This is a genomic window from Ensifer sp. 4252 (genome assembly GCF_050434565.1).
Classification (GTDB): Bacteria; Pseudomonadota; Alphaproteobacteria; order Rhizobiales; family Rhizobiaceae; genus Ensifer.
In genome coordinates, this window is record NZ_JBNDIU010000001.1 from 1,297,496 (window position 1) to 1,320,516 (window position 23,021).

20 protein-coding genes are annotated in these 23,021 nt (G+C 62.3%); 2 read left to right on the plus strand and 18 right to left on the minus strand.

Going from position 1 to position 23,021, the window contains the following annotated elements; translation table 11 throughout:
* Positions 1 to 34: 34 nt before the first annotated feature.
* The gene (locus ABIE33_RS06290) at positions 35 to 979 is read right to left on the minus strand and encodes a nucleoside hydrolase (protein WP_429122701.1); all 945 of its coding nucleotides are present in this window, start codon (positions 977 to 979) and stop codon (positions 35 to 37) included.
* Positions 980 to 1,137: 158 nt separating this feature from the next.
* On the opposite strand from ABIE33_RS06290, the gene ABIE33_RS06295 reads away from it, so the two are divergent.
* Both ABIE33_RS06295 and ABIE33_RS06300 read left to right on the plus strand, forming a co-directional pair.
* Positions 1,138 to 1,569: an Hsp20 family protein gene (locus ABIE33_RS06295; protein ID WP_053248867.1), complete on the plus strand. Its 432-nt coding sequence runs from the start codon at positions 1,138 to 1,140 to the stop codon at positions 1,567 to 1,569.
* A 47-nt stretch (positions 1,570 to 1,616) separates the two neighbouring features.
* Positions 1,617 to 1,874 (plus strand): DUF1150 family protein, encoded by a 258-nt coding sequence (locus ABIE33_RS06300; protein WP_112809081.1) that lies wholly within the window; start codon positions 1,617 to 1,619, stop codon positions 1,872 to 1,874.
* A 117-nt stretch (positions 1,875 to 1,991) separates the two neighbouring features.
* Here ABIE33_RS06300 and trmB read toward each other — a convergent pair whose 3' ends face one another.
* The 17 genes from trmB to mutS form a co-directional block, all read right to left on the minus strand.
* Positions 1,992 to 2,690 carry a tRNA (guanosine(46)-N7)-methyltransferase TrmB gene (trmB, locus tag ABIE33_RS06305; RefSeq protein ID WP_429122706.1) on the minus strand — a complete coding sequence of 233 codons (699 nt, stop codon included), beginning with the start codon at positions 2,688 to 2,690 and terminating at the stop codon, positions 1,992 to 1,994.
* Positions 2,691 to 2,789: 99 nt separating this feature from the next.
* Positions 2,790 to 4,028 (minus strand): methionine adenosyltransferase, encoded by a 1,239-nt coding sequence (gene metK, locus ABIE33_RS06310; RefSeq protein WP_429122709.1) that lies wholly within the window; start codon positions 4,026 to 4,028, stop codon positions 2,790 to 2,792.
* A gap of 196 nt (positions 4,029 to 4,224) precedes the next feature.
* Positions 4,225 to 4,641 (minus strand): helix-turn-helix domain-containing protein, encoded by a 417-nt coding sequence (locus ABIE33_RS06315; protein ID WP_429123141.1) that lies wholly within the window; start codon positions 4,639 to 4,641, stop codon positions 4,225 to 4,227.
* Positions 4,642 to 4,788: 147 nt separating this feature from the next.
* Positions 4,789 to 6,384 (minus strand): apolipoprotein N-acyltransferase, encoded by a 1,596-nt coding sequence (gene lnt / locus ABIE33_RS06320; protein ID WP_429122710.1) that lies wholly within the window; start codon positions 6,382 to 6,384, stop codon positions 4,789 to 4,791.
* Positions 6,385 to 6,707: 323 nt separating this feature from the next.
* Complete coding sequence (locus tag ABIE33_RS06325) at positions 6,708 to 7,871, minus strand: hemolysin family protein (protein WP_429122713.1); 1,164 nt, start codon at positions 7,869 to 7,871, stop codon at positions 6,708 to 6,710.
* Positions 7,872 to 7,883: 12 nt separating this feature from the next.
* Positions 7,884 to 8,390 (minus strand): rRNA maturation RNase YbeY, encoded by a 507-nt coding sequence (gene ybeY / locus ABIE33_RS06330; protein ID WP_429122715.1) that lies wholly within the window; start codon positions 8,388 to 8,390, stop codon positions 7,884 to 7,886.
* Positions 8,391 to 8,408: 18 nt separating this feature from the next.
* Positions 8,409 to 9,464 carry a PhoH family protein gene (locus tag ABIE33_RS06335; protein WP_025425708.1) on the minus strand — a complete coding sequence of 352 codons (1,056 nt, stop codon included), beginning with the start codon at positions 9,462 to 9,464 and terminating at the stop codon, positions 8,409 to 8,411.
* Positions 9,465 to 9,491: 27 nt separating this feature from the next.
* Positions 9,492 to 10,889, minus strand: a complete 1,398-nt coding sequence (gene miaB, locus ABIE33_RS06340) for a tRNA (N6-isopentenyl adenosine(37)-C2)-methylthiotransferase MiaB (protein ID WP_429122719.1) — start codon at positions 10,887 to 10,889, stop codon at positions 9,492 to 9,494.
* 72 nt (positions 10,890 to 10,961) lie between these two features.
* Positions 10,962 to 11,753 carry a lysophospholipid acyltransferase family protein gene (locus ABIE33_RS06345; protein WP_429122722.1) on the minus strand — a complete coding sequence of 264 codons (792 nt, stop codon included), beginning with the start codon at positions 11,751 to 11,753 and terminating at the stop codon, positions 10,962 to 10,964.
* A gap of 93 nt (positions 11,754 to 11,846) precedes the next feature.
* Positions 11,847 to 12,344, minus strand: a complete 498-nt coding sequence (locus ABIE33_RS06350) for a GNAT family N-acetyltransferase (RefSeq protein ID WP_429122725.1) — start codon at positions 12,342 to 12,344, stop codon at positions 11,847 to 11,849.
* Positions 12,345 to 12,350: 6 nt separating this feature from the next.
* Complete coding sequence (tsaB, locus tag ABIE33_RS06355) at positions 12,351 to 13,010, minus strand: tRNA (adenosine(37)-N6)-threonylcarbamoyltransferase complex dimerization subunit type 1 TsaB (protein ID WP_429122728.1); 660 nt, start codon at positions 13,008 to 13,010, stop codon at positions 12,351 to 12,353.
* Between the two features lie 121 nt (positions 13,011 to 13,131).
* Positions 13,132 to 13,698: a NifU family protein gene (locus ABIE33_RS06360; protein WP_112809093.1), complete on the minus strand. Its 567-nt coding sequence runs from the start codon at positions 13,696 to 13,698 to the stop codon at positions 13,132 to 13,134.
* 105 nt (positions 13,699 to 13,803) lie between these two features.
* On the minus strand, positions 13,804 to 14,295 hold the full coding sequence (locus tag ABIE33_RS06365) for a universal stress protein (RefSeq protein ID WP_429122732.1): 492 nt from the start codon (positions 14,293 to 14,295) through the stop codon (positions 13,804 to 13,806).
* A 52-nt stretch (positions 14,296 to 14,347) separates the two neighbouring features.
* Positions 14,348 to 15,412, minus strand: coding sequence for a tryptophan--tRNA ligase (gene trpS / locus ABIE33_RS06370; RefSeq protein WP_429122735.1), 1,065 nt, complete (start codon positions 15,410 to 15,412; stop codon positions 14,348 to 14,350).
* A gap of 156 nt (positions 15,413 to 15,568) precedes the next feature.
* Positions 15,569 to 17,173, minus strand: a complete 1,605-nt coding sequence (gene murJ / locus ABIE33_RS06375) for a murein biosynthesis integral membrane protein MurJ (RefSeq protein ID WP_429122738.1) — start codon at positions 17,171 to 17,173, stop codon at positions 15,569 to 15,571.
* Positions 17,170 to 20,013 carry a [protein-PII] uridylyltransferase gene (locus tag ABIE33_RS06380; RefSeq protein ID WP_429123144.1) on the minus strand — a complete coding sequence of 948 codons (2,844 nt, stop codon included), beginning with the start codon at positions 20,011 to 20,013 and terminating at the stop codon, positions 17,170 to 17,172. Before ABIE33_RS06380 ends, murJ begins: the two co-directional genes overlap by 4 nt.
* Before the next feature lie 199 nt (positions 20,014 to 20,212).
* On the minus strand, positions 20,213 to 22,957 hold the full coding sequence (gene mutS / locus ABIE33_RS06385) for a DNA mismatch repair protein MutS (protein ID WP_429122740.1): 2,745 nt from the start codon (positions 22,955 to 22,957) through the stop codon (positions 20,213 to 20,215).
* Positions 22,958 to 23,021: the final 64 nt, after the last annotated feature.

Here is a 23,021-nt window from a genome sequence, read left to right on the forward strand (position 1 = left end):
CGCCGTTTTCTTTTGTCGTTGTGATCAGCAGCGGTCAGATGCGCGCCAGTCGCTCCGTCAGCAGGTCGAAGAAGCCCTCGTCATCGATGTGCCGCATGACCTTGGCATTGTGCTTGCGGCCCATCACCTGCCACCAGTCAACCACGGTCATGCCCGTTGTCAGCGGCGATTGAACTTCGATCTCGACGTTGCAGTCGCGACCGGTGAAAAGCTCCGGCCGCAGGAGGTAGGCGATGACGGTCGGATCGTGCAGCGGCCCGCCGTCCGTGCCGTATTTCTCGATGTCGAACCGCTCGAAGAATTCCAGCATCTCGGCCATGGCGATCGCCGGTGCGCTGCCGATCTCGCGGATCTTCGCCACGCGCGCCTTGTGGGTCAGCACCCGGTGGGTAACGTCAAGCGGCATCATGACGATCGGGATGCCCGAACGGAAGACGATGTCGGCCGCTTCCGGGTCGACATAGATGTTGAATTCGGCCGCCGGCGTAATGTTGCCACCCTCGAAGAAGCCGCCGCCCATCATCACCAGTTCGCGCACCTTCGGCGCGATATCAGGAGCTTTCTGAAGGGCGAGCGCGACGTTGGTCAAGGGACCAAGCGTGCAGAGCGTCACCGTACCTGGCGCCTCGGTGCGCAGCGTCTCGATGATGAAGTCGACGCCATGCAGGGCCTGAAGCGCCATCTTCGGCTCGTAGAGCGTCGGCCCGTCGAGACCGGTCTTGCCATGCACGTGCTCGGCGGTGACGAGCGGGCGGGCGATCGGCCGGTCGGCGCCGGCGAAAACCTTGACGTCGGTCCTGTTGCACAGTTCGCAGATGATGCGGGCGTTGCGCGCCGTCATTGCCAGAGGAACGTTGCCGGCAACCGTCGTGATCCCCAGGAGATCGATTTCTTCCGGACTGCCGAAAGCGAGCATGATGGCGGCGGCATCGTCCTGCCCGGGATCAGTGTCTATGATTATTTTTCTCGGCACAGGCACGCTGGTGTTCCTCCTTGGATTCTCGCGCTGCGGACTATGATTTGCGTGCACGCCGGAGGCAAGCGGCTTGCGCTCATTGCGCACAGCTACCATATTAAGGGGAGGATGCTGCTTGGCAGGTCCGGATAATGGTCGCTTGATCTTACAAGGACTTGGGAATGAGCAGAATTACGCCTTTCACGAGCCCACTCCTGCTGGGTTTCGACACAATGGAAAAGACCCTCGAGCGTATCGCCAAGGGCAATGACGGCTACCCTCCCTATAATATCGAACGCATCCGCGGCGACGATTCTGTCGACGCGCCGGAGCGTTTGCGCATCACGCTCGCCGTTGCCGGCTTTTCCGAAGAAGATCTCGATGTCACGACCGAGGAAAACCAGCTCGTCATTCGCGGCCGTCAGGTCGATACCGGCGATCGCGACTACCTGCACCGTGGCATTGCCGCCCGGCAGTTCCAGCGCACATTCGTGCTTGCCGACGGCATGAAGGTGCTTGGCGCTGAATTGCGCAACGGCCTGCTCTCGGTCGATCTCGTTCGGCCGGAACCGGTCCGTATGGTAAAGAAAATTAACATTTCAGTCCCAGAGTAGGATAACCGGCGGGATTTTCCCCTGGCCGGCGACCACGGAGTACCACCATGGGACTGAAAGCCATCACCTCGTCATTGTCCATGAACGACCTCGCACATCTGGGAGAGGGCGAAGTCGGCTATATCAGAAAGATGCGTTCGGAAGAGGTTTCCCGTTGCTTCCCGGAAGCGCCGGAAATGGGACCGGGCATCGATCTGTGGGCCCTGTTCGGTGCGGACGGCACCCCGATCCTTCTGACCGACAACCGTTCCAGCACCTTCTACAAGGCTGCAGAAGACGATCTGAAGACCGTCAGCCTGCATTGATTATAAGCCGCGACGAACTTCGCCGACGGAATGCCACAACGCCGCGCGTCAAATCTGACGCGCAACAGAGGCTGCAACGCCTCGAGCGTCCCAAATCGTTTGCGCGTAGACCGCCGCTTAAACGCGACGGAAGGTAAGATAGGCGGAACTCCGCCCTTCCCGACGCGCCTTGGCCTCGTAGCGTGTGCTCGGCCAGCCCTCGTAAGGCGTCAACCAGTCCGATGCCTGTTCGGCCGTCCATTCGAAGGCCGCATGGTCGCGGCAGTGCAGCAACGTCCAGTTGACGTAGGTATCGATATCGGACGCAAAGCAGAAAAGACCGCCCGGCTTCAGCACCCGTGCAAATCGGTCGAGATTGACGCTGGAGACGAACCGGCGCTTCCAGTGTTTGCGCTTCGGCCAGGGGTCCGGATAGAGCAGGTCGATCTGGTCGACGCAAGCCGCCGGCATCCAGTCAAGAACCTGCGTGGCGTCGTCATTGTAGAGGCGAATGTTGGAGACGCCCTTCTCTTCGATCTGCCCGATCAGCTTTGCCATGGAGTTGACGAAGGGTTCGACGCCGATGAAACCGGTAGAAGGGTTCTCGGCCGCACGATGGATCAGATGCTCGCCGCCGCCGAAACCGATTTCCAAACGAATGCGTTCGACCGGCTCGGGAAAGAGCGCCTTCATGTCCTGCGGCGCGGCGGCGGCAAGATCAAGCTTCAGTTTCGGCAGAATGGTTTCGAGATGGGCCGCCTGGCGCTCGCGCAAGGGCTTGCCCTTGCGGCGTCCGAAGAAGGCTTCCGTAGCGCGGCTGCGGCGCGGTTCAGTCATGACAATCTTCCTTAAACGAGCAAGGCGGACACCCCTTTCGGGGGCATCCGCCTAAAGCTTTAGCGGCCGGACGTTCTGTGTCCGGCAAATGTCGAAGCGTCAAGCCCCGATGGCTTCCTTGAGCGGCTTGACCAGATCAAGCTTCTCCCAGGAGAAGGAGCCGTCACGACCGGCCTTGCGACCAAAGTGGCCGTAGGCCGCGGTCTTGGCATAGATCGGCTTGTTGAGGTCGAGGTGACGGCGGATACCGGTCGGCGACAGGTCCATCGTCTTGCGGATCGCATCTTCCACCTGGTCCTCGGAGACCTTGCCGGTGCCGTGCAGGTCGACGTAGACCGAGAGCGGCTGGGCAACGCCGATAGCGTAGGAAAGCTGGATCGTGCAACGATCGGAGAGACCGGCGGCAACAACGTTCTTGGCGAGGTAGCGGGCTGCATAGGCAGCCGAACGGTCGACCTTGGTCGTGTCCTTGCCCGAGAAGGCACCGCCGCCATGCGGAGCTGCGCCACCATAGGTGTCGACGATGATCTTGCGACCCGTCAGGCCGGCGTCACCATCCGGACCGCCGATGACGAACTTGCCGGTCGGGTTGATGTACCAGGTGCAATCGCTGGCGATCTTCAGATCGTCGAAAGCTTCGCGGATATAGGGCTCGACGACCGCACGAACCTTGGCCGAATCCCAACTCTCGTCGAGATGCTGCGTGGACAGAACGATCGAGACGACTTCTGCCGGCTTGCCGTCGACATAGCGAACAGTGACCTGGCTCTTGGCGTCCGGGCCGAGCTTGGCGACTTCGCCGTCGCCCTTCTTGCGGGCTGCGGCGAGCAGATGCAGGATGCGGTGCGAGTAATAGAGCGGCGCCGGCATCAGTTCAGAGGTCTCGCGGCATGCGTAACCGAACATGATGCCCTGGTCGCCAGCGCCTTCTTCACCCTGCTTGTCGGACGCGTTATCGACGCCCTGAGCGATGTGCGCGGACTGGAAGTGCAGGAGCACGTCGATCTTCGCCGTCTTCCAGTGGAAACCGTCCTGCTCGTAGCCGATGTCGCGGATCGCCTTGCGTGCGGCAGACTTGAACTTCGAGGGGTTGATGACGTCGTTACCGTTCTTGTCCTTCTTCAGAAGGCTCGGCGGCAGGCGGACTTCGCCGGCGATCACAACGCGGTTCGTCGTTGCCAGCGTTTCGCAGGCAATGCGCACACCCCAGGGATCGACACCGGTCTTGGCTGCTTCGCGGTAGACGAGATCGACGATCTCGTCGGAGATACGGTCACATACTTTGTCCGGGTGGCCTTCGGCTACGGACTCACTCGTGAACAGGTAGTTTGCACGCATGCGGGAATTCCCCTCAAGAAGATAAGCGCTGGCATCGTGTTAGTGGTTTTGCGACCGAAAAACAAGCGAACAACGACATAAATATATCTTTATATCAATATCGGCGCCAATCACTTCGGATATCAGAGGGAACAGCGGACATGAAAAAAGCGGCACTAGAGGCCGCTTTGTTTTTCAATCCCGATGGGTTTTGGGACTATTCGCTTTCTGCTTCCGCAGCCAGCGCCTTGACGAGATCGACGAGCTTGCGACGCACTTTGGGATCGGTGATCTTGACGAAAGCACGATTGAGCTGAAGGCCTTCCGAGGAAGAGAGGAAATCGACAACGTAGTTCGAGCTGGAGGCTTCGGCCAGGCCGGAAGCATTGGTGTTTTCGCCGGGAGCATCTTCGAAGAAGAAGGAAACGGGTACGTTCAGGATACCGGAAATGTTCTGCAACCGGCTGGCACCAACGCGGTTCGTGCCTTTTTCATACTTCTGGATCTGCTGAAAGGTGATGCCCAGGCTTTCGCCCAGTTTTTCCTGGCTCATGCCAAGCATCGTGCGGCGAAGGCGAATCCGGCTACCGACATGAATGTCGATCGGGTTCGGCTTCTTCTTATTTTCCATCATATCTGCGTTCCTAAACACGCTGTTTCGTTCATCCACGGACTGGCGTGAGGACACCGCCCACCGCTGCAACCGCAACGGTGACGACAAAAAAGTCGCCACAGCACAAACCAATGGTTCGGACTACTATGCAATTTTAGGGGTTTTAGGTCAATTCTTCCTAATATTAAAACTAACGCGCGAGAAGACTGCAACCAGCAGGAGGAAAATTGCGCACAACCCCAAAATTCGGCTACGTGTGACCTCATCCGTGGACGTAGGCATCCTACCCGGCAGAATTGTGTCGACCACTCCCCTATAATTGTAGGCTAATCCTACCACTAAAACCCCACGTGCATCAACAATCGCTGATATACCATTATTGGCTGCACGAATAAGGGGTATCCCCGTTTCCACTGCACGCAACTGCGCCTGATGGAAGTGCTGGCGCGGACCCGGCGTGTCGCCGAACCAGGCATCGTTGGTGATGTTGAGCAGTGCGTCGGCGCCGCGCGCGTCGGCTCCGATCTCGCCTGGAAAAATCGCCTCGTAGCAAATGAGCGGGTAGAACGTGCGCCCGCCGGGCAAGGTCAACATGGAGCGGGTCTTGGCCGCCGAGAACCCGCCCGGCATGGCGGCTGCAACCGAACTCAGCCCCCAGGAGGAGAGCAAGTCCTCGAACGGCAGATACTCGCCGAAAGGAACGAGGTGCACCTTGTCGGCAGCGCCGATGATCTGCCCGCGCCCGTCGATGACGTAGATCGAGTTGTAGTAGCGTGGCGGCAGGCCGGCGCCGGCATCTTCCGCCCGCACCGCACCGGCAATGAGGATCTGCCCGTCGTCAAGCACTTCGGCAATGCGTGCAAGCGCATCCGGACTGTCGGTGAGGATGAACGGGATCGAGGTTTCCGGCCAGACGACGATGTCGGGTTTCCTGGCTCCGCCTTCCGCCGGTGCCGTGGTCAAAGCCAAATGCTCCTCGAAGATGGCGCCGCGCGCGCTATCATCGAGTTTCTTTGCCTGATCGATCACCGGCTGAACGAGGCGAACGGCAAGCGGCTGATCCGGTCCGGCGGGCGCCGGCAAGGCAAGCCGATAAAAGCCGAAGCCGATATGGGCCGCGAAAAGCGCCACAGCAACGCTGAGGCCAATTCGGCTGCCCTTGCCGGTGGCGATCAGGGCCGGTGCCGCAAAGACGAAGACCGCCAGCATATTGATGGTCGCGAGACTGACGACACTTGCCGACTGCATCATCAGCGGCATCGGCATCGCCGCATAGCCGACCGCATTCCAGGGAAACCCGGTGAAGATGACGGCGCGCAGCCATTCGGCGACACCGAAGGCCAGCGCCAGCGCCGCAATCCGACCCACGCCATCCGACCAGAGGATGCGGGCAATCAGAGTAGCGAGCGCGTAGAACAAGGCCAGGAGCGCCGGAAGCCCGACGACGGCCAGCGGCAATGCCCAGGCGAAGCTGTCCGCCTCGACCAGGAGGGCGTTGCCAAGCCACCAGAGCCCGCCGAGGAAATAACCGAAGCCGAACGCCCAGCCGATCGAGGCCGCCGGCCAGAGCCGCCGGATCAGACCTCCGTCCGGGTGGCCGGTCGCGCCGTCAAGCAGCCAGACGAGAACAGGAAAGGAAATGAAGGCGGCCGCAAAGATGCCGAACGGTGGCTGTGTCAGAACAGCCAGGAGACCCGCGACGAACGCGAGCAATAGCCGGGGCACGCCCGACAGAAGCATGATCCTGCCAGCCAGTCTTTCCATGCAGCCTCCTGTTGGCGCAGGCCGCAGAACACGGGCGCTGCGCGGGAAGAACAACCGAATCAGTTGCCGGCAGTGTTCCAAAAAAGTGGCTGCTTGTCCCCTTACAGCGCCGTGCGTCAAATATGACGCGCAAAGGACGCTGTAACGCTTGAATCCTGCTGCATAATTTTCTCCTTAAATCGATTCCGATTTAAGGAATTATGCAGTAGCAGCACCACACGTCGAATTTGACGCGCAGAGGAGACGCCACCGATCGAAGATCGGTTGCCGTTCCCAGCGAAGATCAGACCGAGCTTCGCTGGGAGTGCGGTGTGTGGAAAAGCCTATTGCTCTCCGGCGGAGGCCTGTTGCGGCTCGGCGCCGTTGCCGCGATTGGCGGCTGCCTGTTCCTGCGCCAGCTCGCCTTCGGAGCGCACCACGCGGCGACGGGCCGGCGGACGCTTGCGCATGATGCGCACGCGCTTGACGCGGCGAGGATCGGCATCGAGAATCTGGAATTCGAAGCCCGGAAGCGCCTGCACCACCTCGCCCCGAACCGGGATCCGCCCCAGCGACGCGAAGATCAAGCCGCCGAGCGTATCGACATCTTCAAGCTGTTCGCGAACATCGAAATCGGAGCCGATCGCCTCGGCAATCTCCTCCAGCTCGACGCGGGCGTCGGCGACGAAGACGTCCTCAGAGGTTTTGGCGAACATGACCTCGTCATCGTCATGCTCATCCTCGATGTCGCCGACGACCATCTCGACGATGTCTTCCAGCGAAACGAGACCATCAGTGCCGCCATACTCGTCGATGACGAGCGCCATCTGGATGCGGGCGGCCTGCATGCGCTGCATCAGGTCCGATGCCAGCATCGACGGCGGCACGAACAGCAGCTGGCGGATGATGCCCGCCTCCTCCAGCGACTTGCCGAGATCGACACGCGACAGATCGAAGGTCGCTTTCGGCGACCTTGGGGCCTTTTCAGCCGGCGCGGACACGGCCGTCGCCGGCGCCTTGCCGTTGCGGCGGCGGTTGCGGGCCTGCTTGGTGACATAGGCGAGCAGGTCGCGGATGTGGACCATGCCGCGCGGATCATCGAGGCCTTCGTTATAGACCGGCATGCGGGAGCGCCCGGACTCCTCGAAGATCACCATCAGTTCACCGATGGTAATGCTCTGGTCGACGGCTTCGATATCGGCGCGCGGAACCATCACGTCTTCGACGCGGACTTCGCGGAAGCGCAGGATGTTGTTGAGCATCGCCCGTTCTTCGGGCGAAAATGCCGTGTTGCTGTCGGCATCCGTCAGCAGCGCGTCGGCAAGGTCCTCGCGGAGGCTCGAAGGATTGGCGCCACGCAAAATGCGCGCGGCCCGGCTCCAGAAGGACGATGTGGTCTTGGTGCCCTCTTGTCGAGTGGCGGTGCTACTACTGCCCGCCTCCGCCTCTCCGGAGGCATCGGCCTCCTCGGTCGCCATTGCGACGGGCTGTGTTTTAAAGTCGCTCATTGGTCCAAACTGTTAATCCGGGGATCGGTCCCCGTAGGGATCAGATAAGCCAAGACGCGCCAAAATGCGAGTCTCCAGGCTTTCCATTCTTTCGGCTTCATCATCTACCATATGATCATAACCGAAAAGATGCAGGAATCCATGCACGAGAAGATGCGTCAGGTGCGCGTCGAAAGTCTTCTCCAGATCCACTGCTTCGCGTTCGAGCGTCTCGCGCGCAACGATGATGTCGCCGAGCATCGGCCCCGGCATCTTGCCGGGCGTCAGCGGAAATGCCGGGAAGGAAAGCACGTTGGTCGGCTTGTCCTGGCTGCGCCATTCGGCATTGATCGTGCGGATGGAAGCGTCGTCGGTGAAAACCAGCGACAACTCGGGTTGCGTCTTCGGGAACGGCTGGCCTTCTTCCGCAATCAGGAAGGCTGCCGCCGCCTCGAGCACCGGCGACGAAAGGGCGAGAAGCGTCTCTTCGTCGGGCCAGTTGCCCTCCTCGACGCTGATCTGGATATCCAATGCAGTCATGATCGCGACAACCGCCAATCAGCGGTCGCTCTGCTCGCTTTCATCGTGCACGGCGGTCTGCGCCTCATAGGCCCGGACGATGCGCGCCACCATCGGATGGCGCACGACGTCGACGTCCTTGAACCGCACGACCGAGACACCCTCGACGCCGCGCAGGATCTGCAAGGCCTCGACCAGGCCCGACTTGACGCCGCGCGGCAGGTCGACCTGGCTCGGGTCACCGGTCACGATCATCCGGCCGTTTTCGCCAAGACGGGTCAGGAACATCTTCATCTGCATCGATGTGGTGTTCTGGGCCTCGTCAAGAATGACGGCGGCATTGGCAAGCGTGCGGCCGCGCATGAAGGCGAGTGGCGCGATTTCGATGACGCCTGCCGTGATGGCACGCTCGACCTTGTCGCCCGGCATCATGTCATAGAGCGCATCGTAGAGCGGCCGCAGATAGGGGTCGACCTTCTCCTTCATGTCGCCCGGCAGGAAGCCGAGGCGCTCTCCGGCTTCGACGGCCGGACGGGAAAGCACGATGCGGTCGACGGCACCGCGCTCAAGAAGCTGCGCCGCATGGGCAACCGCGAGGTAGGTCTTGCCGGTACCGGCCGGACCGACGCCGAAGACGAGCTCGGAACGCTCCAGCGCACGGATGTAGGCATCCTGCGTCGGCGTGCGGGCGACGATCGTCTTCTTGCGCGTTGAAATCTGCGCCATCGTCAATTTGGCTTTTTTCTCCATGGTCGGCAATTGCAGCTGATCGTCGGCGGCGACCGCCATGCGGATCGCGCCTTCCACATCCGACGTATCGATCGATCCGCCACTCTGCAACCGTCCATAGAGAAAATCGAGTGCGCGGCGCGCCTGATTGGTGGCGACGACATCACCGGAGATCGCAACGGAATTGCCGCGCGGATGCGCTTCGATCCGGAGTCGCTCTTCAAGAAGCTTCAGATTCTGGTCGAACTGCCCGAAGAGTTCGCTGGCGAACCGGTTGTTCTCGAAAGTGAGCACGAAGTGATTGGCGTCTGTCGCAGTTGTTTTCGACTGGCGCGATGATGAAGAGATCAGTTCGTGTCCGTTCAAGCGGTTCAGGCTCCTCGTTTCCGGTCCTTACCCGATCATCTCGGCAAACAGACTGTTCGGTCCCGCCTTGATGATTCGCACCTTGATAATGTCACCGATTTGCGATGCTTTTGCATCAACATTCACAGGCTGAAGCCATGGCGAACGACCGACGAGCTGCCCGGGCATGCGGCCCGGCTTCTCCAGGAGCAGGTCGATTTCGCGCCCGACACAGGATTCGGCAAAGGCGCGCTGCTGCGAAATCAGCAAAGCCTGCAATCTTTCCAGACGCTTGGCTTTAACGTCCTCCGGAACCTGATCGTCGAGGTCGGCGCCGGGCGTGCCGGGACGGGTGGAATATTTGAACGAAAATGCCTGTGCATAACCCACGACCTCGACCAGCCTCATGGTCGCTTCGAAGTCCTCGTCGGTCTCGCCGGGGAAGCCGACGATGAAATCGCCCGACAAAGCGAGGTCCGGCTGCACCGCACGGATGCGCTCGATGAGGGCCAGATACTCGGCCGCGGTATGCCGCCTGTTCATCGCCTTGAGGATGCGGTCAGAGCCTGCCTGGACCGGCAGGTGCAGATAAGGCATCAATTTCGGCATCGATCGATGCGCCTCGATGAGGCTGTCATCCATGTCGCGCGGGTGGCTGGTGGTGTAACGTAGCCGCGCCAGCCCCTCGATGTCGCCGAGACACTGCAAGAGATCGCCGAGGCCCCATTCGCGACCGTCAGGCCCGAGCCCATGCCAGGCGTTGACGTTCTGGCCGAGCAGGGTGATCTCGCGCACGCCGGCTTCGACCAGCTTCTCAGCCTCCGAAACGATCTGGGCGACGGGACGGGAAACCTCCGATCCGCGTGTATAGGGCACGACGCAGAAGGTGCAGAACTTGTCACAGCCTTCCTGCACCGTCAGGAAGGCCGTGACGCCGCGTGCGCGGGTCCTGGCCTTGTCCGGTGCCGGCAGATGCTCAAACTTGTCCTCGACGGCGTAATCGGTCTGGACGACGCGCTCGCCGTTGCGGGCGCGTTTCAGCGCTTCCGGCAGGCGGTGATAGGTGGTCGGTCCGATGACGAGATCGACGGCCGGCGCCCGGCGCAGGATCTCGTTGCCCTCGGCCTGGGCAACGCAGCCAGCGACACCGATCACCATCTCGCGCCCCTCGAGCGCCTTCGCCTTCTTCAGATCGCGCAGGCGGCCGAGTTCGGAATAGACCTTCTCTGCCGCCTTCTCGCGGATATGACAGGTGTTGAGCAGCACGAAATCGGCATCCTCAAGCACATCCGTCGAGACATAGCCGTCGCGCGTCAACGCGTCCGACATGCGATCGGAATCGTAGACGTTCATCTGACAGCCGTAGGTCTTGACGAAAACCTTGCGGGCCGGCGTGCGTTCGTCGCCCGTTGCGGGCGTCGACAGAAGAGCTGTTTCCTGGGTCATGCCGGTTCTTTAGTGCAAAGCGGGCCAGAATTGAAGTATTTTCGCCTGCCGGCGTTCACGGCGCAGGCGGCGTCAAGCCCGACCGCGCAGGCGGTCCGACAGCATCGAGCGAATGCGCTGCTCGATGACGCGGCTGACTTCCTTGCGATTGGTGTGGTGGTCATAATCGACGGCCTCGCCGAAATCGACATCCACCTCGATCGCCCCTTCGCGCAGGATACCGAGCAGATGCGGCGCCAGACCGGTATCACCCGGCCAGGCCGCGATTGGTCTGTTGAAGCGCCCCATCGGCATTCCATGAATGCCCGTATAGGAGATGGCGACCGGCTGGACGTGGACCAGACCGGTCGGCGAATGCGGCACGGCCGACGCGGCTGCACCGAACAGCGACGTCTTGATTTCGAGCAGGCGGTTGCCGTCCGAGGTCGTGCCTTCCGGGAAGAGCACGACGATCTCGCCGCCGGCGAGCCGCTGGCCGATCTCGCTGACCTGCTTTCCCGTCGCCCGCTTCTGCTCGCGCACGACGAAGATCGACGCCTGTAATCGCGCCAGAACACCAAAGACCGGCCATTGCTTGACCTCGGACTTGGCGACGAAGACGACGTCGGCGACCGAAGACAGCACCAGGATGTCCTTCCACGAGGCGTGGTTGGCGCACAGCAGCAAGGGCCGGCGGCGTTCGGGCATGCCGTGCACCCGAACCTTGATGCCAAGCAGGTAGCAGGCCATGCGATGCCAGTAGCGCGGTAGCAGGCGGCGCGGCTTCAGATCCAGCCAGAGGCAGACGATCTGGATCGGCATCAGCACGAGCGAGGCCATCGCCAGCACCAGCGCGAACAAGGCTATCCGCAGCCAATTGATCATCGAAAAGGATTTCCTGCGCCGTTCACGCGCCACTCCGCATGGTTGTGCGAGGGCCTGGCTCATCCGATACGTGCCAAACCAGTCCGGTTGGCACTAGCGAAGATCGAGCCGCATGACAAGCGCAGCGGTGCGTTGTCCTGCCTTGTCCTGGTAATAGGCGCGGCGTTCGCCGACCTTGAGGAAGCCGAGCTTACGGTAAAGCCCGATCGCGGCCTGATTGGTCTCGTCCACTTCGAGGAACAGGGTGTCGGAGCCCTTGACCGAAGCTTCGCGCATTGCCGCCTGCATCAGCCGCCAGCCGAGACCGGAACGGGCATAGCGCGGATCGACGCCGATGGTCAGGATTTCGGCCTCGCCGGCGACGGCACGCGACAAAACGAAACCGCCGAAGGCGGGCCGGAACGAACCGTTGGTCTGTCGGGCGACAAAGCCGAACACCGTGTCCTGGACGAGAAGCGCATGGATTTCGCCATCGCTCCAGGGGGCCGCGAAGCGCTGACGATGCAGACCGGCGGCAGCGATGAGATCCGGCTCTTCCAACGGGAAGATGTCGAACTCAGCACGGCGCGTGAAGTAATCGGTGAAGCTCATCGGTGTCTAGGCTCGGGCAACGGCAAAGCCCGCTTGCGGCTTGGCATCGGGCCCTCGAAGATATAGCGGCTTCGGCTTGGCCGAGGCTGGATCTGCGACGGCGCCAAGCCGCGCGACGACGGCGATATCGACGAGATCGGCAACCTTGACCGGTGGTACGGAGGCGAGGAGTTCGGCGCCCGAACCGGCGACGCATCCATCGAAACCGGCAAAGCGCTCGCGCACATCCGTGACCGAAAGGGCTTCCGGCTCGGTGACGGCATGGCCCGCTGCATCGTAGGCCTGGACGTAGACTTCGTCGCGTTTGGCGTCGATTGCGACCAGCACGGATTTTCCCGGTGCCGCGGCACGGGCCTCTTCCGCGAGAACATGAAGCGAGGAAACACCGACCGCCGGCTTGCCGAGCGCAAGCGCCAGACCACGCGCCGTCGCTACCCCGACACGGATGCCGGTGAACGATCCTGGGCCGATGGTGACGGCGATGCGATCGATATCGCCGATCGGGCGATCCGCACTGGCGAGCGCCTCGTCGACGAACTCCATCAGTCTCTCGGCATGGCCACGGCCGATGTCGGCCCCGGATTGCCCGAGAACGCTCGACGAGCCGCTGTCATAGATGGCAGCGGAACAGCCAGATCCGGATGTGTCGATGGCAAGTACGATCATTTCAGTTACAGCGATTTCCAGACGCATCATACCGCGAGGCCCGATTGGCATCGCGGTTACGCTTACTCAGCCAGGAGACCGGCCGCAGCCTCAGGAGACGCAGCCGTTCGCTATCGCGATATCAGACGGCTTCGACCGCTTCTACCTCGGGAACGAAATGACGCAGCAGATTCTGCACGCCATGCTTCAGAGTTGCCGTCGACGACGGGCAGCCCGAGCAGGCACCCTTCATGTTCAGGAACACGGTGCCGTCCTTGAAGCCACGGAAGGTGATGTCGCCGCCATCCTGCGCCACGGCCGGGCGAACCCGGGTCTCGAGCAATTCCTTGATGGTTGCGACAATGGTCTCGTCGCCGGGCTCGAAGAATTCGTCTTCCTCATCCAGCTGCTCGGCACGACCTGCTCCGGCCATGATCGGCGCACCGGACATGAAGTGCTCCATGATCGAGCCGAGGATGGCGGGCTTCAGGTGCTGCCACTCCTGCCCTTCCTTGCTGACCGTGATGAAGTCGTAGCCGAAATAGACGCCACTGACGCCGGGAATCGAGAACAGCCGAGCGGCAAGCGGCGAGCCGGCGCGGGCTTCTTCCTCATCGCGGAATTCGGCAGTGCCGCTTTCCAGAACGACCTTGCCCGGCAGGAACTTGAGCGTGGCCGGGTTCGGCGTGGCTTCGGTCTGGATGAACATGTCTCTCTCCGTCTCGCCGGGATCGGTTCTCAACCGGCTCTTTAGAATAATTCAAAAGAATATAAGATCTTCGTTCCGCGCTCGCAAGGCGCAAAGGGACGCAGCTCAGCTCAGCGCGTCGATTTCCTCGTCGGTCAAGAGATCCGGGATGACCGTCACCGGGATCGGGAAGGCGGCCGCCTTGCCAGCGATCGACGACACCAGCGGACCGGGACCCTCTTTTGCCGAGCCCGCCGCCAGAACCAGGATGGCGATGTCGCGATCCTCTTCGATGGCCAAATGGATCTGCTCGGTTGCAGCCCCTTCGCGGATAACGATTTCGGGTTCTATCCCGATGCGCTCGCGCACGGACTGCGCCACCTTGGCAAGCGTCGCTTCTGCCTCTTCGCGCGCTTCCGCACGCATGATTTCCTCGACCCCCAGCCATTGCTGGAAGTCGCCGTCGGCGATGATATAGAGCAGGACGAGACCACCATTGGAATTCTTGGCGCGCATGCCAGCATAGTGGACAGCGCGGCCGCATTCCGGGGTATCGTCGATCACCGCCATGAATTTGCGGCGGTGACCTTCAAGTCGTGAGAGTCGGGTCGAGACCATGCGGCGAACATTACATTCCAGATAAACCGCCGCAAGGTCTCATTTTCGCCTTTTACTGCAGAAATCCGATGATTTCGCGAACCTCGCTCATCGTCTTTTCCGCCCGTGCCCGCGCACGCTCGCCGCCGTTGCGAAGAATGGCGTCGATATGGGCGGTGTCGCCCATCAGGCGACGCATCTCGCCGGTGATCGGCGACAGAACCTCGACCGCCAGGTCCACCAGGGCCGGCTTGAACACCGAGAACTGCTGGCCACCGAACTCGCCCAGCACCTCTTCCTTCGTTTTGTCGGAAAGTGCTGCGTAGATGCCGACGAGGTTGTCCGCCTCGGGGCGCCCATTGAGGCCTTCGAGCTCGCTCGGAAGCGCATCCGGGTCGGTCTTGGCCTTGCGGATCTTCTTGGAGATCGTCTCGGCGTCATCCATCAGGTTGACGCGCGAAAGATCCGACGGATCGGACTTCGACATCTTCTTGGTACCGTCACGCAGCGACATGACGCGCGGCGTCGCGCCGCCGATCAGCGGCTCCACCGGCGGGAAATAGGCATGGACCGGCTCTTCGCCGACGACCATGTCGACGCCGTAGCCGCGGGCGCGGATATGCTCCATGAAGTCGATATTGAACTTCTGGGCGATGTCGCGCGTCAATTCGAGATGCTGCTTCTGGTCGTCGCCAACAGGAACATGGGTGGCGCGATAGACGAGGATGTCGGCGGCCATCAGGCTCGGATAGGCAAGCAGGCCCAGCGAGGCGTTCTCGCGGTCCTTGCCGGCCTTGTCCTTAAACTGGGTCATGCGGTTCATCCAGCCGATGCGGGCGACGCAGTTGAAGATCCAGGCGAGTTCGGCATGCTGCGGCACGGCCGACTGGTTGAAGACGATATGCTTTTCCGGATCGATGCCGGACGCGATGAAGGCGGCGGCGATCGAGCGGATCTGCCCCTTCAGGTCCTCGTGCACGAGCTGGGCGGTGATCGAATGCAGGTCGACGACGCAATAGATGCAATCGTTGTTTTCCTGCAGCGCCACGAACTTGCGGATCGCGCCGAGATAATTGCCGAGATGGAGATTGCCCGTCGGTTGCACACCGGAAAATACGAGCGGCTTGAATTCGTTCATGTCGTCCTCAATAGGCTGGTGGAGGGCCCCAGGGCCTATGGCCCATGTTGCTAACGGCATGGCTTATGCACGTCGGGCCGGGTGCAATCAAGTGGTCCGAACGCCGGTTCGCGACGCCGAATGAAATCGGCGCCGGGCGCTACATCGCAGGGTGGATCAGGCGTCCGCGTCCGGCGCCGGTGCAGGGTCTGCCTTGGCCTTCGCCTTGCGCTTCATGTTGCGGCGGATCATGCCGAGATTGGCGCCGCCGATACCGAAAGCGAGCGCGAAATAGATCACCATGGCGACGGCGACCAGACCGCAAAGCGTGGTTGCGCGCACGATCAGCGGCGCTGCCGACGACACTTCGTAGGTCAGCCATTGAAGGGCAAGATGCAGTGCGAGCGCCATGCCGGCAGCGGCGATGACGAGACGGGGAATGCGGGTCAAAAGCGGGATGTCGCGTCCCCAATGGCCGCGCCAGACGAGCATGCCGAACAGGAGCACGGCATTGACCCAGCCGGCGACGATTTCCGCGGTGGCGATGCCGCTCGCGCCCAGCCGCGGAAACAGCGTCAGCGCCAGCGACACGTTCACCGCCACAGAGATACCGGCAAAGATCATCGGCGTGCGCGTGTCTTCGCGGGCAAAGAAGCCGGGGATGAACGCCTTGATCAGCACGAAGGCCGGCAGGCCGAGACCGTAGATCGCCAGGATATGGCCGACGACCACCGTGGACGACGCGTGGAACTCGCCACGCTCGAACAAGAGCCGGACAATCGGCTCGGACATGACGAGCAGGGCAGCTGCGGCCGGCAAGGTCAGGAACAGGGTGAACTCCACCGAGCGGTTCTGCAGGTTCGACGCCTCGTTGACGTTGCCCGAGCGCAGCGCGCGCGCCAGTTCCGGCAGCAACACGGTTGCGACCGCAATGCCGACGACGCCGAGCGGGAGCTGGTAGATGCGGTCGGCATAGACGAGCGACGATACCGCGCCTTCCTGCGCCGAGGCGATGTTGGTGTTGATCAGCAAGTTGATCTGGGTGATGCCGCCGGTGATCGCGGCCGGCAACGCCAGCACCAGCAGCCGCCTGACATTCGCCGTCAGCCGCGGACGGCGGAATCCGATCTTGATGCCCGCATCCCGCACTGCGATCCAGACGATCGCCAGCTGCACGAGGCCGGCCGCCATCACGCCCCAGGAGAGGCCGTAGCCGACGGCAATCGGATCCTGGCCGATGTACCAGGCATAACCGAGGACGCCGATGAGGATGATGTTGAGGAACACCGGCGCAATCGCCGCGGCAAAATAGCGATGCAGCGAATTCAGCATGCCGGCCATCATCGCCGCGAGCGACATGCAGGCGAGATAGGGGAACATGATCGTCGCGAAGACGATGGTGTTGCCGAGTTTTGCCGGATCGTTGGCAAAGCCGGGCGCGATCAGGTTACTGACGATGAAGGGCATCGTCAGTTCCATCGCTACCGTCAGGAACAAAAGCACCGTAAAGAGAACGCCGAAGACCTCTTCGGAGAACCGCCGCGCCCCTTCCATGCCGTTCGCCTCGATCTCCTTGGCAAAGAGCGGCACGAAGGCGGAATTGAAGGCGCCCTCGGCAAAGAGCCGGCGAAAGGTGTTGGGCAGGCGGAAAGCGGTGTTGAAGGCATCGGCGACCGGGCCGGTGCCGAGGGCCGCCGCCATGAAGGTTTCGCGGATGAAGCCGAACAGACGGCTGCCGAGCGTGGCGCCGCCGACGGTTGCAAATTTCTTGACCAGACTCATGTTTCGGCTTTTGTCGTTCTTTGAGCGGAGGACGTGCCTGCGGCAGGCGCGATAATACCGGACGGCATCCGGTCTCGAACCTCGTCGGCCTCGTCGGCCATGACGGCCTTGAGGCGGGCGGCGACGTTCATCTGACGGTTTTCACTGGTGACCTTCTGGCCGACGAGATCGGTGATGTAGAAGGTGTCGATGACCTTTTCGCCGAAGGTGGTGATGTGCGCCGAGGCAATGTCGAGCGAGAGGTCCGACAGGACGGCGGTGATTTCCGACAGCAGACCGGGGCGGTCGAGGCACTCGACCTCGATGACCGTGAACTTGTTCGACAGCGTGTTGCTGATCGTCACTTCCGGCGTAACGGTGAAGGCCTTGTTGCGCTTCTTCACCTTGGTGCGGCTGGCGATCACCTCGGGCAGACGCTTGCGGCCGGACAGCACGTCCTCGATCAGCTTGCCGATGCTGGCCGCCCGGCGTGTTTCGTCGCCGTCGACGGAAAACTCGCGGTTGACCAGAATGGTATCGAGTGCGCGGCCATCCGAGGTGGTGAAGATCTGCGCGTCGACGATGTTGGCGCCGGCCGCAGCACAGGCGCCGGCGATGACGGTCAGCAGCCGCGGGTGGTCGGGCGACAGCACGGTGATTTCTGTGATCGCATGGAACTGGTGCGTGCGCACCGTGGTCGACAGCGCTTTGCCGGCGACATCGGCCTCGCGGATGAAGCGCGCATGACGCACCTGATCCTCGAGCGCCACGGTTAGCAGATAGGGCTGGTAGTGCAGGCGCACATAGGCTTCGCGCTCGCTCGCCGGCCAGTCGGTCAGCGCGTCGCTCAGCATCGTTGCCGCGTGCGCCGCGCGCTCCTTGCGCGACAGCTCGGAGAAGCCGCCCGAAAGCAGAAGTTCGGTTTCGTAGTAGAGTGTGCGGAGCAGCTGCCCCTTCCAGCCGTTCCACACGCCCGGGCCGACGGCGCGGATGTCGCAGACGGTGAGGATCAGCAGCATCTTCAGCCGGTCGAGCGACTGCACCCGCTCGGCGAAGTCGACGATGGTCTTGCGATCGTTGAGGTCGCGGGTCTGGGCGACCATCGACATCGTCAGATGCTCGTCGATCAGCCAGGCGACAAGTTCGGTCTGCTTCGGCGTCAGGCCGAAACGCGGGCAGAGCCGGCGCGCCACCTTGGCGCCGGCGACCGAATGATCCTCCGGCCTCCCCTTGGCGATGTCGTGCAGAAGCACGGCGACATAGAGCACCTCACGGTCCTCGATGCCGGGCATCAGCTTGGCGACCAGCGGATGGGCGTCCTCCTCGATGCCGCGCTCGACACGCGAGAGAATGTCGACCGCCCGCAGCAGATGCTCGTCCACCGTATAGTGGTGGTACATGTTGAACTGCATCATCGAGACGATCTTGCCGAAATCCGGAATGAAGCGGCCGAGCACGCCCGCTTCATTCATACGGCGAAGGATCAGCTCCGGCTTGCGGCGCGAGGTCAGGATCGACAGGAACAGCCGGTTGGCCTCCTCGTTCTCGCGCAGCTGCGGCTTGATCAGGCCAAGCGACCGCGTCACCTGGCGCAGCGCTGCCGGGTGGAACTCGAGATTGTTGATGTCGGCGATATGGAAGAAGCGCAGCAGGTTGACCGGATCGCGCTTGAAGACGTCGGGGCTCGCCAGCGCGATGCGCCCGCCGTCATCGACGAAATCGAGCGTGCCGGCGATCTTGCGGCTGCGATGGGTGAAGCGGCCGATGATGCCGGAAAGGCCCGGCGCGTCCTTGGCCTGCTGGTCTTCGAGCGCGGCACAGAAGATGCGGGTGAGATCGCCGACGTCCTTGGCCACCAGGAAGTAGTGCTTCATGAAGCGCTCGACCGCCGAAAGGCCGGGGTGGTCGTGGTAGCCGAGCGCCTCGGCGATCTCGCGCTGAATGTCGAAGGACAGCCGCTCCTCGGCCTTGCCGGTCAGGAAATGCATGTGGCAGCGCACTGCCCAGAGGAAGTCCTCGGCTTTCTCGAAAAGCTTGAACTCCTGTCGCGACAGCACGCCGAGCTTGACGAGATCGGCGGTATCCTTGAGCCGGTAGAAATACTTGGCGATCCAGAACAGCGTGTGCAGATCGCGGAGCCCGCCTTTGCCTTCCTTGACGTTGGGCTCGACGAGGTAGCGCGTGTCGCCGGCCTTGCGGTGGCGCTCGTCGCGCTCGGCAAGCTTGGCAGCGATGAAATCCGGGCCGGTGTTGCGCACGATTTCATGATCGAAACGCGTTTCGAGCTCGGCGCTCAGCGTCTCGGAGCCACAGATGTAGCGCGTTTCGAGAATGGCCGTGCGGATCGTCATGTCGGCACGCGACAGACGGATGCATTCGTCGATGGTACGGGTCGCGTGGCCGACCTTGAAGCCCAGATCCCACAGAATGTAGAGCATGAATTCGATCGCCGGCTCTGCCCAGACGGCCTTCTTCACCGGAAGCAGAAAGAGCAGGTCGATGTCCGAGCCGGGCGCAAGCGTTCCCCGGCCGTAACCACCGACGGCCGCCACCGCGATGCGTGAGGCCGGCGGCGCATTGGCCGCGTCAAAGATCTCGTTCAGCACGAAATCGTGCAGCACGGTGATCAGTTGATCCTGCAGCCAGGAAATGCGCTCGGCGCAGAGAATGCCGGCACCGTCCGCACAGAACAGTTCGCGCGCCTTGGCCCGGCCGGCGACATTCGCCTGCTTGAAGGTCACGAGCAATGCCTGACGCATCGGTTCGCGCTGCTCGGCGTGGGCCGAGGCGATGAAGTCGCACTTCGCCCGAAGCGCTGCGACATCGAGAATTTCGGGAAAGGAGGTTTCGTGTCTGCCCATGAAGTGCCGAGGGGCGTCCTGTCCGACTGGTTGCGTGGTCCGCTGCATGAAGAGCATTCCTGCATGCTCCCATCCGATCAAGGCCGAACCGGGACCATGCATTTCAAATTACTACCGGCTCATCGCCACGCCCTTGATGGGCGCGCGGCGCTGTATAGCCTTTTTCACCGACGCATGCACAGGAAAAACGGCATACCCGTCAACGGGCGCTCAGTTCCTTTTTCAGGGCGTAGAGCGCGTCCAGCGCCTCGCGCGGTGTCATATCGTCGGGGTTGAGCGCCTTCAGTGCCTCATCAACCCTGGAGTTCCCGGCGGGCTTGGCCTCTTCGCGCCGGATCGCCACCTGGAACAGCGGCAAATCATCGATCAACTGGCTTGCCGGGTTCTTGCGATCGGCATCTTCGAGCTTGGCCAGCACGTCCTTGGCCCGGGCGACCACCGAGGCCGGCAGGCCGGCGAGACGGGCGACCTGAATACCATAGGAGCGGTCGGCAGCACCCGGCCCGACCTCGTGCAGGAAAATCACGTCACCGTGCCACTCCTTGACTCGCATGGTCGCGTTCGAAAGCCGGCCGAGCTTTTCCGAAAGCACGGTCAGCTCGTGGAAGTGGGTCGCAAACAGGCCGCGGCAGCGGTTTGCCTCATGCAGATGCTCGACGGACGCCCAGGCGATCGACAGACCGTCGAAGGTGGCGGTGCCGCGTCCGATCTCGTCCAGGATCACCAGCGAGCGATCGGTCGCCTGATTGAGGATCGCCGCCGTCTCGACCATCTCGACCATGAAGGTCGAGCGACCGCGGGCAAGATCGTCGGAGGCGCCGACGCGCGAGAACAGCCGGTCGACGATGCCGATATGGGCGCTCGCGGCCGGAACGAAAGTGCCCATCTGCGCCATGATGGCGATCAGCGCGTTCTGCCTAAGGAAGGTAGACTTACCGCCCATGTTCGGACCGGTCAGAAGCCAGATCGCCCCGCCCTCTTCGCCTGGTGGCGGCGAGAGATCACAGCCATTGGCAACGAAGGCGTTGGCCGCCTGACGCTTCAGCGCCTGCTCGACAACGGGATGGCGGCCACCTTCGATGGCGAACATGCGCGACTGGTCGACGATGGGGCGGGCATAGTTCTGCTCTTCGGCAAGCGTCGCCAGGCCAGCCGACACGTCGACGGTCGCAAGCGCCAGCGCCGCAGCCTTGATGATCTCAGCCGCCGAAACGACGTCGGCCGTCATCGCCTCGAAGGCTGCGAGCTCGATCGACAGCGCCCGGTCGGCGGCGTTGGCGATCTTGCTCTCAAGCTCGGCAAGCGCGGTGGTGGTGAAGCGCATCGCATTCGCCATGGTCTGGCGATGGATGAAGCGCGCGCGGCCGTCGTCGGTATCGGTCATCGAGCCGGCATTGCCCGCCGTCACCTCGATGAAATAGCCAAGCACGTTGTTGTGCTTGATCTTCAGCGACTTGATGCCGGTCTCTTCGGAATATTGCAGCTGCAACCCGGCGATGACGCGGCGGGACTGGTCGCGCAGCCCCCGCACTTCATCAAGGTCAGCACTTGCCCCTTGCCGCAGAAAGCCGCCGTCGCGCTTGAGGAGCGGCAGTTCGTCGGCAAGCATTGTATCCAGGTGGTCGAGGACGGACGAAGGCAAGGCGTCGATCGCCGCGCGCGCCTCGACAAGCTCCTCGGAGAGATTGCCCGAGGCCATCAGCCGCGAGATCGTTGCCGCCGCACGGAGGCCTGCCTGAATGGCGCCGAGATCGCGCGGGCCGCCGCGCCCAAGCGCCAGACGCGACAACGCACGCGGCATATCCGGTGCGCGACGGAGGGAATCCCTGAGATCGCCGGCAAAGGAGGGCTGGCCGGCCAGAAGCTCGATCGAATCCAGCCGCTGGTTGATGCGATCGGGATCGGTCAGCGGCGACATCAGCCGTTCGGCCAAGAGCCGCGCGCCGCCGCTCGTCACCGTCCGGTCGAGCGCTTTCAGAAGCGTGCCTTCGCGGGCACCCGACAGGGTCTTGACGAGTTCGAGATTGGCCCGCGTCGCCGGATCGATGAACAGTGTCGAGGCAGCGCTCTCGCGCTCGGGCGTGCCAAGCGCCGGGCGTTCGGCAAGCTGGGTCTTTTCGACATAGGAAATGGCAGCGGATGCCGCCGCCAGTTCGGCGCGCGAAAAGCTGCCGAAGCCGTCGAGCGTCTTGACGCTGAAATAGCGCGCGATGCGACCCTCGGCGGTGGCGCTGTCGAATAATACGGCCGGTTGCGGCACCGCCACCCGGCCGAGCACGTCGAACACGGGGCGCAGTTCCGGATCGTGGAAAACGGTGTCGGCGAGGATCAGTTCGCGCGGCTCGATGCGCAGGATATCGGCGAGCAACCGGCTCTCGCCCGTTTCGGCAAGCCTGAAGATGCCGGTCGAGATATCGATCCAGGCCAGCGCATAGGCCGGTTCCGAACCGCTCTTGATGCGCGCGAGCGCCATCAGATAGTTGGTTTCCGATGGCGAAAGCAGCTTCTCCTCGGTGATCGTGCCCGGTGTCACCAGCCGGACGACGTCGCGGCGCACGACCGATTTGCTGCCGCGCTTCTTGGCTTCGGCAGGATCCTCGATCTGCTCGCAGACCGCGACGCGAAAGCCGAGACCGATCAGTTTCTGCAGATAATCGTCGGCCGCATGCACCGGCACGCCGCACATCGGGATTTCCTGCCCCATGTGCTGGCCGCGTTTCGTCAGCGTAATGCCGAGCGCCCGCGAGGCTTCGACGGCGTCTTGGAAGAACAGCTCGTAGAAGTCGCCCATGCGGTAGAAAAGCAACGAATCCGGGTTGTTCGCCTTGATCTCGATGAACTGCTCCATCATCGGCGTCGCCGAGGAGCGGCTCTCCTCGGTCGCCAGATCGGCTGCAGAAAACACCTCGCCGGAGCGGCTCGATTGGTCTGTCACGAAATTCATGATTGTCCCGAAAAAAGAGATGGCACACTATCCGCAAGCAATTATAGACGACAACCATAAAGAG

Bases quoted from the DNA above. Each gene is read 5' to 3' on its own strand.
- ABIE33_RS06295 (WP_053248867.1), top strand. From the start codon at position 1,138: ATGAGCAGAATTACGCCTTTCACGAGCCCACTCCTGCTGGGTTTCGAC.
- ABIE33_RS06300 (WP_112809081.1), top strand. From the start codon at position 1,617: ATGGGACTGAAAGCCATCACCTCGTCATTGTCCATGAACGACCTCGCA.
- trmB (WP_429122706.1), bottom strand. From the start codon at position 2,690: ATGACTGAACCGCGCCGCAGCCGCGCTACGGAAGCCTTCTTCGGACGC.
- metK (WP_429122709.1), bottom strand. From the start codon at position 4,028: ATGCGTGCAAACTACCTGTTCACGAGTGAGTCCGTAGCCGAAGGCCAC.
- ABIE33_RS06315 (WP_429123141.1), bottom strand. From the start codon at position 4,641: ATGATGGAAAATAAGAAGAAGCCGAACCCGATCGACATTCATGTCGGT.
- lnt (WP_429122710.1), bottom strand. From the start codon at position 6,384: ATGGAAAGACTGGCTGGCAGGATCATGCTTCTGTCGGGCGTGCCCCGG.
- ABIE33_RS06325 (WP_429122713.1), bottom strand. From the start codon at position 7,871: ATGAGCGACTTTAAAACACAGCCCGTCGCAATGGCGACCGAGGAGGCC.
- ybeY (WP_429122715.1), bottom strand. From the start codon at position 8,390: ATGACTGCATTGGATATCCAGATCAGCGTCGAGGAGGGCAACTGGCCC.
- miaB (WP_429122719.1), bottom strand. From the start codon at position 10,889: ATGACCCAGGAAACAGCTCTTCTGTCGACGCCCGCAACGGGCGACGAA.
- ABIE33_RS06345 (WP_429122722.1), bottom strand. From the start codon at position 11,753: ATGATCAATTGGCTGCGGATAGCCTTGTTCGCGCTGGTGCTGGCGATG.
- ABIE33_RS06350 (WP_429122725.1), bottom strand. From the start codon at position 12,344: ATGAGCTTCACCGATTACTTCACGCGCCGTGCTGAGTTCGACATCTTC.
- tsaB (WP_429122728.1), bottom strand. From the start codon at position 13,010: ATGATCGTACTTGCCATCGACACATCCGGATCTGGCTGTTCCGCTGCC.
- ABIE33_RS06360 (WP_112809093.1), bottom strand. From the start codon at position 13,698: ATGTTCATCCAGACCGAAGCCACGCCGAACCCGGCCACGCTCAAGTTC.
- ABIE33_RS06365 (WP_429122732.1), bottom strand. From the start codon at position 14,295: ATGGTCTCGACCCGACTCTCACGACTTGAAGGTCACCGCCGCAAATTC.
- trpS (WP_429122735.1), bottom strand. From the start codon at position 15,412: ATGAACGAATTCAAGCCGCTCGTATTTTCCGGTGTGCAACCGACGGGC.
- murJ (WP_429122738.1), bottom strand. From the start codon at position 17,173: ATGAGTCTGGTCAAGAAATTTGCAACCGTCGGCGGCGCCACGCTCGGC.
- ABIE33_RS06380 (WP_429123144.1), bottom strand. From the start codon at position 20,013: ATGGGCAGACACGAAACCTCCTTTCCCGAAATTCTCGATGTCGCAGCG.
- mutS (WP_429122740.1), bottom strand. From the start codon at position 22,957: ATGAATTTCGTGACAGACCAATCGAGCCGCTCCGGCGAGGTGTTTTCT.